General features: G+C 33.0%; 11 protein-coding genes. All 11 read right to left on the minus strand.

The features are described from left to right. Positions 1-105: 105 nt before the first annotated feature. Positions 106-972 (minus strand): mechanosensitive ion channel family protein, encoded by an 867-nt coding sequence (locus OU788_RS05010; RefSeq protein WP_274634140.1) that lies wholly within the window; start codon positions 970-972, stop codon positions 106-108. Next, complete coding sequence (locus OU788_RS05015; RefSeq protein ID WP_274634141.1) at positions 972-3,683, minus strand: DNA gyrase/topoisomerase IV subunit A; 2,712 nt, start codon at positions 3,681-3,683, stop codon at positions 972-974. Before OU788_RS05015 ends, OU788_RS05010 begins: the two co-directional genes overlap by 1 nt. Positions 3,684-3,743: 60 nt before the next feature. Beyond that, positions 3,744-4,274, minus strand: coding sequence for a hypothetical protein (locus OU788_RS05020; protein ID WP_274634142.1), 531 nt, complete (start codon positions 4,272-4,274; stop codon positions 3,744-3,746). A gap of 219 nt (positions 4,275-4,493) precedes the next feature. Continuing rightward, positions 4,494-6,350 (minus strand): DNA topoisomerase IV subunit B, encoded by a 1,857-nt coding sequence (locus OU788_RS05025; RefSeq protein ID WP_274634143.1) that lies wholly within the window; start codon positions 6,348-6,350, stop codon positions 4,494-4,496. Positions 6,351-6,474: 124 nt separating this feature from the next. Then, positions 6,475-7,950: an IMP dehydrogenase gene (guaB, locus tag OU788_RS05030; protein WP_274634144.1), complete on the minus strand. Its 1,476-nt coding sequence runs from the start codon at positions 7,948-7,950 to the stop codon at positions 6,475-6,477. Between the two features lie 77 nt (positions 7,951-8,027). Next, positions 8,028-8,522, minus strand: a complete 495-nt coding sequence (locus OU788_RS05035; RefSeq protein WP_274634145.1) for a hypothetical protein — start codon at positions 8,520-8,522, stop codon at positions 8,028-8,030. Further along, the gene (locus OU788_RS05040; RefSeq protein WP_274634146.1) at positions 8,523-9,059 is read right to left on the minus strand and encodes an FMN-binding protein; all 537 of its coding nucleotides are present in this window, start codon (positions 9,057-9,059) and stop codon (positions 8,523-8,525) included. It lies immediately after the preceding gene. A gap of 98 nt (positions 9,060-9,157) precedes the next feature. Further along, on the minus strand, positions 9,158-10,354 hold the full coding sequence (locus tag OU788_RS05045; RefSeq protein WP_274634147.1) for a porin: 1,197 nt from the start codon (positions 10,352-10,354) through the stop codon (positions 9,158-9,160). A 142-nt stretch (positions 10,355-10,496) separates the two neighbouring features. Continuing rightward, complete coding sequence (locus OU788_RS05050) at positions 10,497-12,050, minus strand: bifunctional metallophosphatase/5'-nucleotidase (RefSeq protein ID WP_274634148.1); 1,554 nt, start codon at positions 12,048-12,050, stop codon at positions 10,497-10,499. A 37-nt stretch (positions 12,051-12,087) separates the two neighbouring features. After that, entirely contained in the window at positions 12,088-12,894 is an 807-nt protein-coding gene (locus OU788_RS05055; protein WP_120186967.1) for a hypothetical protein, read from the minus strand. Positions 12,895-12,900: 6 nt separating this feature from the next. Then, complete coding sequence (locus OU788_RS05060; RefSeq protein ID WP_274634149.1) at positions 12,901-13,758, minus strand: hydroxymethylglutaryl-CoA lyase; 858 nt, start codon at positions 13,756-13,758, stop codon at positions 12,901-12,903. Between the last annotated feature and the right edge of the window lie 188 nt (positions 13,759-13,946).

Here is a 13,946-nt window from a genome sequence, read left to right on the forward strand (position 1 = left end):
AAAAAGGAATACTAGACAAAGGTATTTATGGTTTAATTTCTGAAATCCCTAAACCTTCTGATAAAAAGCTTTTTATAACTTTTGAAATCTATTAACAAAGTAAACTTAGTCTACTTTGTTAATTATTTCATTTATATTGATTGGAATAGGCAAATCTACTCCTTCTTTTAAGAAACGCTTATGTACTGCTTCTTTTAGGTTACATTTTGTTTTAAATTCCTGAAAAGGCTCGTTTAACCATACGTAAGCACGTACATGTATGTGGTCTGAATGTATATCAATAACACGAACATCTACTTGATTTACATCTGCCATTACTTGCTCGGGCGTTCGATAATCTATTACCGTAGGCAATTTTACGGCTTCTTCTTGTATAATCTTTCGCGCTAAATCTATATCTGCTTTTAAGCCTAATTTAAAGTTATTAAAACTTAGAATATGAGAATCTTCTATTGTGTGATTTAAAATAGAATCGGTACTAATTACAGAGTTTGGTATAATTAACCGTTTGTTCTCAAAATTATTAATTACTGTATGACGTAGCGTAATATCTTCAACAATTCCAACACGAGTTTCATCTAACTTAATATAGTCGCCTACTCGAAATGGACGGAAAATAACAATAAACGCTCCTGCAATTAAATTAGAGAGCGCTGCTTGTGCAGCAAAACCTATAATCGCTGCAATAATCCCAGCTCCTGAAAAAATTAACGTTGCCTTGCTTCTAAAAGCAGGCACTGTCATAATAATATATATGACAGTTAAAAGCCCTATTACAAAGGTTACCGAATTACGTAAAAACTGAATACTAGTTCTACCAAAACGGTCTTCTTTTTTGATTTTAATTAATCGCCAAATAATTGCTCTAACTAATCTGGATATAAGCCATGAGGTTAGAAAAACAACTATAATGTAACCTAAAACACCAAAAAAAGTATCTAAATTGAAACGATATGGTATTAATTCACTCATTAAAATAATGCGGTTTGACTTTCGTCGTCTTTACTTTTTTTCTTTTTTTGAAGCGCTCGTTCTAAAGCTTTTTTGGCCTTATCTTCTTTCGACTCTTCAAATTCTTTTTTAATCTCAGGAACATCTACATCTAGTACTAAAGACTCTTCAACTACTTCTTCCTCTTCGTTTACCTCAATATCTTCTACTTTCTCTTCTTCTGGTTCTTCATACGGAAGAGATTCTAACAAATTGACAGTTTTAATTTTTTCAGCAGTTAACTGATTTCCTAAAGCTTTAATCCCTTTAACCGCTATAAACTCTTCAAAATTAACCTCAAGATTCTCTAAGCTACGCTTTGAGAAAATTACCTCAGCTACTGGACGGTAATCCGTTGAAATGATTTGCAACTTTGATTTTTCATGATCTGAAATAAAAATTTCTTCTTTATCAAGAGCTTCTATTAAAAAACGTTTTACGAAATAACGTTCTTTATTTCCATCAAAATAAATTGCTGAAATCGGTTTGTTTGGTTTCCACTTTTCTAAAACAATCATATCATCTTCGAAATGCATTGCCAAATCTGGAGTTACCGCTTTTATTTTTCCTGATTGTGTTGCTATTAAAATTTTATCTTCTGCTTTAAATTCTCCTAACAACTCACCTCTTCCATCTACATTTAAGCGTTGAACTGTATCATCAAACCAAATTTTACGTGGTTTTAAAGTAGATACCCCTGCTTCTTTAAATTCTACCTTTTTAATCGCGTATTTAGTTACTTGGTTACCACGAACACTACGACCTTTAATCGCTAAATCAGCAAAATCAATATCCCACTTTAGTTTTTTGATACTTCCAACAGCACGCAGTAAAATAGTTACTACTTCCGCTTCTCCATTAGGGTTTGCTGAGAAGTACAATACTTTTGATTTAGAATCGTCATTTGCTAAGTTGTACTCTTTATCACGTGTAACCGATGTTACATTGAAACGCTTCATAAACGAAGCTCCTTTAGCTCCGTCTCTGTATATCATGTTATAAACAGTACGCTTATCTTTCTTTTTGAAAATTGCAACGTGTATAATTCCTTTTCCTACGAAAGTTTTTGAATCAACCTTAGTAACAATCATCGAACCGTCTTCTCTAAACACAATCACATCATCAATATCAGCACAGTCGGTAACATATTCGTCTTTTTTCAACGATGTTCCAATAAATCCTTCCTCTCTGTTTACATATAACTTTGAGTTACGCATTACTACCTTAGTAGCTACGATGTCATCAAAAATTCGGATTTCAGTTTTACGTTCTTTTCCTTTACCGTATTTAGTTTTTAATTCTTTAAAGTAATCAATCGCAAAATCGATAAGGTTTGCCAAGTAATTCTTTACCTCTGCTATTTTTTCTTCTAAACTTTCAATAAATTGTTTCGCCTTGTCAATATCAAACTTAGAAATCTTTTTAATTCGGATTTCTGTTAAACGCACGATATCTTCTTCAGTTACTTCACGTTTTAAATGTTGGATGTGTGGCTGCAACCCTTTATCAATAGCTTCAATTACACCTTCCCAAGTTTCAACTTCTTCAATATCACGATAAATTCTATTTTCAATAAATATACGCTCTAACGAAGCAAAGTGCCATTGCTCTTCTAACTCATGTAATTGAATTTCTAACTCACGTTTCAATAACTCAACGGTAAAGTCTGTCGACTTTCTTAAAATCTCACTTACTCCTATAAAAATAGGTTTGTTGTCTTCAATAATACAACACAGTGGTGATATTGAGTTTTCACAACTGGTAAAAGCATATAATGCATCAATAGTTTTATCTGGAGATACATTAGGTGGAAGATGTACTAAGATTTCTACCTCAGCAGCGGTATTATCTTCTATCTTTTTAATCTTGATTTTACCTTTCTCATTCGCTTTTAAAATACTATCAATTAAAGATGATGTAGTAGTTCCGAATGGAATTTCGGTAATTACCAGTGTTTTTTTATCTAGCGCTGATATTTTAGCACGTACTCTGATTTTTCCTCCTCTTTTTCCGTCTTTATAATCGGTTACATCAACGATACCTCCAGTTAAAAAATCAGGAACAATGGTAAAACTCCTTCCTTTTAAATATTTAACAGAAGCATCTATCAACTCGTTAAAGTTATGTGGAAGAATTTTCGTTGATAAACCAACGGCAATACCTTCTGCTCCCTGTGCTAATAACAATGGAAACTTTACAGGTAAGTTTACAGGTTCTTTTTTACGACCATCGTACGATGCTTGCCATTCGGTAGTTTTAGCATTGAAAACAACATCTAAAGCGAATTTAGACAAACGTGCTTCGATATAACGAGAAGCTGCAGCACGGTCTCCTGTAAGGATATTACCCCAGTTACCTTGCATATCAATCAGCAATTCTTTTTGTCCCATTTGTACCATCGCATCGGCAATAGAAGCATCTCCATGCGGGTGATACTGCATGGTATGCCCAACAATGTTCGCTACTTTGTTGTAACGACCATCGTCTAAATCTTTCATCGAATGCATAATACGACGTTGTACGGGTTTAAATCCGTCTTCAATCGAAGGTACTGCACGTTCTAAAATTACATACGAAGCATAATCTAAAAACCATTCTTTGTACATACCAGTTACCTTGGTAATGGTTTCAGTACTTTCTAGCGGTTGATTTAATTCTTCGTCGTGTTCGTAATTGTTGTTTTCTTCACTCATTGATTATTGTTTAATCGCTTAAGAGTTTAAGTATTAGTTTTTTTATATAATAAAGTAAAATTATCTATCGAAATTACTTTTTTTATCGTTATAATCTAACCTAACTGCTTTTTTAAAATCTTTACCCTCTCTACTAATCCTTAAAACATATTGTGAATTTACTGCTTGATCTATTTCAAAAATATCTCCTTCATTTACTATTTCCCAATATTTCTTTTCAAACCTTATGTTTCCTATCCGCCAATCATTGAACTTAATTAAGTATATAATGTCCTCAACACTACTAAAATGACCAGAATCAGTATCATGCCCTCTGCGCCTTACTTTTTCAATTTTTCCTATTACCTTAAATTCTCCAGAATATTTTTTTTTCTCTATTAAATCTTGATAGATTGTCAATCTATTTAAAAATGCCCCAAGAATTCCTATACCGCCAAATACTAAAATTAACTTTCCAAAAATTCCATTATCATTAAATAAATACCAAAAAAGTATCAATATAACAGTCATAAAAAACAACAACAAATAGTCATTTTTCACCTGTTTTTTCAAATGAGTTATATCTTTGGAAGATAATTTAATAATCTTCATTGTTTTTTCTTGTTCTTAGTTACAAGCTGTTTATTTACCTGATGTCTCTTCGCAAATTGCATCACAAAAATGAATAAGACAGCTGAAATGATTCCTAAATATGGAGATAAATTGTTATTAAGCGACAAATCGTTATAGTTAATTTGTGTTACCCAAAAAATTAAGATTACTCCAAAAAGGATTGACATAGTGTCAAATATTTTTCCTACGTTTTTCATATTAATTTTCTTCTACTAAGTCTAACTCAACTTTTAGGTTGTTGATAATGAACTTTTGTCTGTCTGGAGTGTTTTTACCCATATAGAATTCTAACATCTGCTCTATCGACATTTCTTTATCTAACATTACTGGGTCTAAACGAATATCATCACCAATAAAATGAACAAATTCGTTAGGAGAAATCTCCCCTAATCCTTTAAATCGAGTTATTTCTGGTTTTCCTCTTAACTTATTAATCGCTGCTTGTTTTTCTTCTTCTGAATAACAATAAAATGTTTCCTTTTTATTTCGAACTCTAAAAAGAGGCGTTTCTAAAATATAGAGATGTCCTTCTTTGATAACTTCTGGGAAGAACTGTAAAAAGAAGGTTATTAATAACAAGCGAATGTGCATACCATCTACATCGGCATCGGTAGCAATTACAATGTTATTGTATCGTAAATCTTCTAGTCCGTCTTCAATATTTAAGGCTGCTTGTAATAGGTTAAACTCTTCATTTTCGTACACGATTTTTTTAGACAATCCGTACGAGTTTAAGGGTTTTCCTTTTAAACTGAATACTGCTTGCGTGTTTACATTTCGCGATTTGGTAATCGATCCACTTGCCGAATCTCCCTCGGTAATAAATAGGGTTGTATCTAAATATCCATCTTTTTTAGTATCTCCAAAATGAATACGACAATCACGTAGCTTTTTGTTGTGTAAACTTGCTTTTTTAGCACGTTCACGAGCTAATTTTCGAATTCCTGATAGCTCTTTACGCTCTTTTTCAGCTTGCAATATCTTTCTTTGAAGTTTATCAGCTATCTCGGTATTCTTATGTAAAAAGTTATCTAACTGGGTTTTTACAAAATCGTTTATATAGGTACGAACGGTTGGTAAATCACCTCCCATTTCAGTAGAACCTAATTTAGTTTTGGTCTGACTTTCAAAAACAGGCTCCATCACTTTAACAGAAATGGCTGCAATGATAGATTTACGAACATCAGATGCATCAAAATTCTTTCCGAAGAACTCACGTACTGTTTTTACTACTGCTTCTCTAAAAGCATTTAAGTGTGTACCACCTTGTGTGGTGTTTTGACCATTTACAAACGAGTGATACTCTTCTGAATATTGCGTTTTACTGTGTGTCATCGCAATTTCAATATCATCACCGCGTAAATGAATTATCGGATACAACATGTCATCTTGATTGTTGTTGTCTTCCAATAAATCTTTTAATCCGTTTTCTGAATAAAACTTTTCACCGTTAAAAACGATGGTTAGTCCTGGATTTAGATATACATAGTTTTTCAGTAATTTTATAATATACTCTGGACGATACTTGTAGTTCTTAAAAATGGTTTCGTCTGCAATAAAGGTTACTTTGGTACCTCTACGACGCGATGTTTCTTCAAGAAATTCTTCATTCGTTAAATTTCCTTTTTCAAACTCTGCTGCGGCTGATTTACCATCACGAGTAGACTCAACTCTGAAGTAAGTAGATAAGGCATTTACCGCTTTGGTACCTACTCCGTTTAATCCTACCGATTTTTTAAAGGCACGTGAATCGTACTTACCTCCAGTATTCATTTTCGATACTACATCGACAACTTTTCCTAACGGAATACCCCGACCGTAATCGCGCACGATTACTTTATCGCCTTGTACCGAAACTTCAATCGTTTTTCCTGTACCCATAACAAACTCATCAATAGAGTTATCGAGCACTTCTTTAACCAAAATATAAATACCATCGTCGGGTGAAGAACCGTCTCCTAATTTACCAATATACATCCCAGGACGCATACGGATATGTTCTTTCCAATCGAGCGAGCGAATATTATCTTCGGTATATTTTGTTTCTTGAGTCATAAAAATAAAGGAAATTGAAGTCTCTGCTAAAATAGTGTTTACAACGTAAAAACAAAAAACCAAAAAACTCTGTTAATTTAATTATTAACAGAGTTTGAGTTTTATTGCGATTATTTTGCCAGAATTATCTTCTACTGTAATTAGGTGCTTCTTTAGTAATTGCTACGTCGTGTGGGTGACTTTCGTTGATACCGCTTGCAGTAATACGAACAAATCTTCCTGTTTCTTTTAGCGTATTAATATCTTTTGCTCCACAGTATCCCATTCCTGCACGTAAACCTCCAACGAATTGATGAATACTTTCTTGTAATTCACCTTTGTAAGGTACTCGCCCTACAATTCCTTCTGGAACTAATTTTTTGATATCATCTTCTACATCTTGGAAATAACGGTCTTTTGAACCTTGCTTCATTGCTTCAACAGATCCCATTCCACGATATGATTTGAATTTTCTTCCGTCGTAAATAATAGTTTCTCCTGGAGATTCTTTAGTTCCTGCTAATAACGATCCTAACATTACACTATCCGCACCTGCTGCGATTGCTTTAGGGATATCACCTGTATAACGAATACCTCCATCTGCAATTACAGGAACTCCACTTCCTTTAATAGCTTCTGCAACTTCTAACACTGCTGAAAACTGAGGAAAACCAACACCTGCTACTACACGAGTAGTACAGATAGATCCTGGTCCGATTCCTACTTTTACTGCATCTGCTCCTGCTTCAACTAAATATTTAGCCGCTTCTGGTGTTGCAATGTTACCTACAACAACATCTAATGTTGGGAATTTAGCCTTTACTTCTTTTAATACAGAAACCACTCCTTTGGTATGTCCGTGAGCAGTATCAATAATTACAGCATCAACTCCTGCTTTTACCAATGCTTCTGCTCTATCAACAGCATCGTGTGTTACTCCTAATGCAGCAGCTACACGTAAACGTCCGTAAGAATCTTTATTAGCAATTGGTTTTTGTGTTAATTTGGTAATATCTCTAAAGGTAATTAACCCTACTAATTTATCATCATCATTAACAACAGGTAATTTTTCAATTTTATTTTCTTGTAAAATTACTTCTGCGTCTTTTAACGAAGTTCCTTCAGCAACAGTTACTAAATTTTCCGAAGTCATTACTTCTACGATAGGACGCTCGTTATTTTTTTCAAAACGTAAATCACGGTTAGTTACGATTCCTACTAACTTTCCTCCTTCATCAACAATAGGAATTCCTCCAATTTTATGCTCACGCATTGCTTGTTTTGCATCTAACACAATTGAAGTTAATGATAAGGTTATCGGATCGATAATCATACCACTTTCTGCACGTTTAACTTTGCGAACCTCAAGAGCTTGTTGCTCTATTGTCATGTTTTTATGCAACACGCCTATTCCTCCTTCTCTTGCAATAGCAATTGCCATAGCAGATTCGGTTACAGTATCCATTGCTGCAGACACTATAGGAACATTGATTGTTATGTTTCTTGTAAATTTTGTTTGGATTGAAACTTCTCTTGGAAGTACTTCTGAGTAGGCAGGAACTAATAAAACGTCGTCGTACGTTAATCCTTCACCTAATATTTTATTTTGATGAGCTTGCATATGCAATCAATTTAGTGTGTTGTTAATTAATTGCATGCAAATATACTACAAAATATATAATATCGGTTAATTTAACGTTAGTCTTTTTTTGGTACTAAAATCGACTTTACAATAAAGAATGAAGAGAGTATGTAAGTAGCTGTCATAAAAAAGCCAGAAACCATTACTATGTATTTCATCCACGTAATACCTGTCCACATTAAATAAATACCACCGAAAGTACAAACTACCGAAACGAAAGGCTCAATCATTAAAAATAACTTAAGCTTCATTCCAATACTTGTTGTAGATAAAATGATTGCCAATAAAAAGAAAATTACTGAAATTGATAATATATGGTTGTGCACCAATGTTTTTATTTCTCCTTCAGATTTTTTAAACATCATTTTGGTAGCTTCTTCATCGTCTTCGTTTCCTAAATAACGCTCTTGAATTCCTTTGGAACTCGCATTGGTGGTATCATTTACAAATGAAAGTCCACCAAAATAGCCTATACTTAACGTGGCTACAAAAACAATTATTAAAAATTTTATTTCTCTAGGAAACTGATGAATAACTCCGTGTACTTGCATTTATAATACCTTATTTTGATGAAGAACTGCTAAATTTTGAAGAAATGTATTTACCGCAATAGTCATTGAAGAAGCTGAAATTGTTGCTCCTGAAATTGCCATTATATCTTTTTCGTATTGTAAGACATCTGTAGAAGTTTTTCCGTTAAATTGTTTTAACCAACGCTTACTTCCTATTTCTCCGCCATAATCTTCGCGATAAATCAATATTTTAGTTTTTACTATGATTAAGTTTTTATCTAATAAAATTAAATAATCAAACTCATCTGTTTTACTCGGAGCTTTATCTACATAAGCATAACCTATTAGTTCGTTCTTTACATGAATTTTAAAAAGCTTATCCTCTTCAATTTTTCGAACTAATAAATCGTTTACATTTTTTGAAATCTTTATTTCCTCTAAATTGAATGTCTCTACCTCAAAGGTTTTAGTTATTTCTTTAGTTACTTTTTTTTGTACATTTTTAGGAATGACAAACGACAGCAAGCTAAAAGAAGCTACGAATAATACAAAAGGAAATAATAGTTGTTTTCTCATGTTACAAAAATATTAGAATTAGTCTAAATAAAAAACAAAAAACGAACCAAATTAACATAATTTGATTCGTTTTTTTATAGGATATGTTTCTGGTTATATTAGAACCAAACTCCGAAACCTAAGTTTAATTGCTTAATTGTTTGGCTACCTGCTACTGCATCATTTTTAAGCTGGTAATCTGCTTTAAATGCAGCTCCTGGTGCTACTTTATACGTTAAACCAAACGTCCACTCATCACGATCGTAAGCTAAGTTTTTAACAGTTCCTTCAGCTACAGAAGCGTGTGTGTTATAATCTTCGTAACGTGCAAAAGCATGTAATTGTTGCTTTTTATCTTGTGGTAATAAGTTATATGCTGCTTCTAAATACCAACCTTGTAATGCACTTCCTAAATCTGGACGAACAATTTCTCCATCTCCATTAGTGTACTCATAAAAGTCGTTGTACTCTTTAGCGTCTGATATACTTGCATGGATAAACTGACCACGTGCTGTAAAACGTTGGTACGCATAACGAGCATCTAAACCAACCATAGCAATTCCAACATCAGCTCCTTCTAAATCTTCTACATCGTTTTCAGATTGTGTTCTTCCAAAGTATCCTGATAAACCTAAACGTAAGCCTGGTAATCCGTAATAATCTACTTTACCAGAAACATTGATGTTGTTCATCATAGATTCTGCTCCTTTTTGACGTCCACTACGGAATCCGTCTTTTCCACCTAAAAACTTACCGTCATTTTCAGATTTGAATCCGTTAAACATATACGCTTGGTAACGTAAAGAAGCTGCATCCCACTTACCAGAAACCCCTAAACCTAATTCTCTCCATGTAGATGGAACGATAGATTTATCCATACTTGGTCTTTCTACTCCGTTAAAAGTAGTTGGTTCGTGATATTCGTTTACAATACCCATTGGTACTAACATTAAACCTGCGCGTAAGTTTACGTTATCAGCAATGGTATATTGTAAGAAAGCCTGCTCTACATATACTTCTTTTACGTGTTCAAATTCAATTTCTGTTACGAATTGAGTTCTTTCATTAAACTTGTATCCGAAAAGCATTACTAATCTATGAACATCAAGTTTAGCGTTTTCACCAGTTGCTCTGTTTAAATGTGCTTCTGCATACCCCCCAACCGTAAGTCCTTGTTGACTTAAGTTTGAAGATAAAAGACGTTGCGCTGCATTTTGCTGACTTTGTGGGTTAGTTGGAATACTATCTGTTGGAGCTGTTTGCGCTGAGGCAAATAATGAAACTCCTGCTAATAAACCGAAAAATACTTTTTTCATTTTATTTAGATTAATTTTAAACTAATTTTATTTTACGACCGCAAAATTAGTAGAGATAATCAATCTAACAAATTTTATTAAGATTTATTTTAAATAAAACTTAACAGTTTTTAGTATTCGCTTAACATACAATAAATTAAGCCTACTCTCCTTTAAAAAGATTAACAACAGCTTTACGTATGTCGTATGCTATTTCTTCTTTTTTAGGTGTATAAACACTTATAACACCTTCGCTTTTGTCTGAAAGTATAGGTATGTCAAGTCCTCTTAACAAATAGTCTGAAAAGGCAACTGTATAGACTTTATCTTCTTGAAGTTTACCATTTTTAAGTATCCATTCCTCATTTTCTTTCTTAGCATTGAATCGTTGTAAATAAGCTCCTGTTCCTGAAGCTGCTTCTCCAAAGTCTAATACTTCTTTCAATAAACTTCCTTTAATTTCTACTTTTAAAACCTCGCCTCCATAAGGCAAAACTCTAAAAATATCTACAGCATTGACCTCTCCTGCCAACACATCGTCTATTCTAACAGAACCTCCATTTACTAATGCACAATCAACTTCATTAGTGTAAGCTAAACTCATAGACTCTGCAATAATCTTCCCCATATTTGTTTGTACACTTCTAATAGTACTTTCTCTTGCATCAAGAGGTTCTTTAGTGGTATATAAAACTTCATAAGGATTAGAAACTACTTCTTGAATTTTATTTTGTAAAACAACCTGCCATTTATCAACTACAGCTTTTACTTTTTCATTTGAAGCTATCGAATCGTTAATCTCTTTTAACTCTGACTTAAATTGAGTTTTCTTAGTTGCTGGGTCATATTCAAACCTATGAATATAAGCCGTTTTAGCATTTGCATCTGCTTTCGCAATTACTACCTCTCCTACTTTATCGTAGCTGTTTGTGTGTTCATGTCCTCCCATTATTAAAGGTACATTAGGTAATAATCTTGCTATTTCTTTGTCTTGCGTTAACGAAGCATGAGTTAAACCGATAACTATATCTACATTGTCTTTAATTTCATTATATGCACGTTTTATTTCTTCGTACATATCGCCATAGTGTACATAACTCTTAGGGTTAGAAGGAATACAAACACTGATAAAACCTACTTTTAACTTTGTACCATCTGGATTTACAAATTCTTTTGTGTAAGAATCTTTTAAACTTTGCTTTTCTCCATCAATAGTTTTATGAAAATATGAGTGTTCACCATTTATATTATGTAAAACGTTTGCAGAAATCCACTCAAAATTACTTTCGTTCAATCTTGCTTGTAAATGAGTGTAACTTAAATCGAATTCATGATTACCAAAAGCAACCACATCAAAATTCATTGCATTCATCACTTCTACCATTTGCTTACCTCTAACACGTTCTCCATTATGACTCATGGTTCCTATTAAAGAAGGCGATAAAAAGTCTCCAGCCAACACTAGCATTGTTTGCTCGTTTTCTTTAAGTAAATCTTGATGTACAGTTTCTACCCTAGCCATTCCGCCATATTTACCTCCTTGTATTGGAGCTATTTCATATACATCGTTTAACTGAAGAATCGTAAAATACGTTTTATCAGCATCCTTTGTAAACTGATATTTGTTTGTAGAAGTGTTAGCTGTTTTTTTATTAATGTTACAACTAACTATAAATAAGGTTATAAAAAGTACTAAAAAAATTCTAATCTGTTTCATTTGATTTTACTTTAAAAAGAAACCAAATTTACAAATTCTAATGAAGATATTGACGCGTATTTTGTCGAATCATTCTTCTGTATTCTACCAGTTCTGGAAATTGGTAAAAGAAGTTGATTTTCTTATGTGCGATCGTTCTAGGCTTTTTAATCTTTGGTCTTAATACAAAAGCCGTCCAGCTTTCTACAATATCTTCTTCTGGACTTTCAGCTGCATAATCTGTTAAAAATTCTGTGCGATTGTTTAAATACAAGTCATATAATTTTTCAACACAGTTCGCTTCGGTATAACAATACTTACGCTGAATTACATCCCAACGATTTAACAATGCACCTTTCCAAAACAAATTAACAAACCTATTTATGTAACTATTTTTATACGCCTCTCCTTCTAGAGTTAAATACAACTCACCTTCGTCTTGTAGCTTTTTATCGGTAGGGCGTATTTGTGTTCTATTTAAGGTAAGTAAATGTCCGAATTCGTGTACTAAAGTGTAAACAGACTCGTGAAGTCTTTTTTTATCTTTAGAATAAAAATTTACATCATTGACATCTATTTCTAGTTGCCATTTGTCATTTTTTGAACTCAAAGCCACCAACGCTCCTGTCTTTTCATCAAGTCCATCCGTCATTAAAACAATTCGCTTGATGTATTTTTTGGTTAACTCTTGAGGAAAAATTCTATTAAATTCATTCCAATAATAAATTGCAAGTTGATCGTTTTTAGATCTATTTCGTATTATCTCTCCATTTTTCACACTCCATGTACCTATTCTTTCACTATCTGTAGCTTGAGAAAAGGCTGAAAAAAAGAAAAAAAGAAAAATAATATGTATTAATTTCATAATCTTTTAAAAAACTTCAAGTGCTTTATTGTAGGCACTTTCAAAACTCATTGGTTTTATATTGGTTTCAACTTTATTTGCGGTAAAATACGACAGTAATTTTTCTGTAGGCATATTACCTGTCAATTCATCTTTTGCCATTGGGCAACCTCCATAACCTTTTATAGCTCCATCAAAACGTCTACAACCTGCTTTAAAAGCACTATCTACTTTTTCGTGCCATTTTGTTGGAGTTGTATGAAGATGCGCTCCAAATTCTATTTGAGGATAACTAGGTATTAAGTTTGAAAATAAATAATCTATATCTTCAGGTGTTGAACTTCCAATGGTATCTGACAAAGATAATATCTTAACACCTAAGTTAGAAAGTTTCTCTGTCCACTCACCTACAATCTCCACGTTCCAAGGGTCACCATAAGGATTCCCAAACCCCATCGATAAATACGCTACTACTTCTTTATTTGTTCTATTAGCTATCGTTAAAACTTCTTTTAACGTATCAATAGATTGTTCTATTGTTTTATGTGTATTACGCATTTGAAAGTTTTCAGAAATTGAGAAAGGGTATCCTAAATAATCAATTTCTTCAAACTGTGATGCATCATTTGCACCACGTACGTTCGCTATAATAGCTAAAAGTTTACTTGTAGTAGATGATAAATCTAATTTTGACAAAACCTCTGTGGTATCTCTCATTTGAGGTATTGCTTTTGGTGACACAAAACTTCCAAAATCTATCGTATCAAAACCCACCTTTAACAGTGAGTTGATGTATTTTGCCTTGGCCTCTGTAGGAATAAAATGACTTTTAATTCCTTGCATTGCATCTCTTGGGCACTCAATAATTTTAACACTGTTAACCATTGTGTCAAATATACATAATTTTGGTTCATTTTCTCTAGTTAAGACTACTGCAAACCCACGCTAAAAAACTCACCTCACAAGCATTTAAATACCAGTAACTTACACATCACCTTTATAAAAAAACACCCTTTTTTATAAAAAAAGTTATTTTTATTGAAACAAACTGTCACAATTTAAAAGCTAAATTG

This window comes from Tenacibaculum sp. L6, from assembly GCF_028823685.1.
Lineage (GTDB): Bacteria > Bacteroidota > Bacteroidia > Flavobacteriales > Flavobacteriaceae > Polaribacter.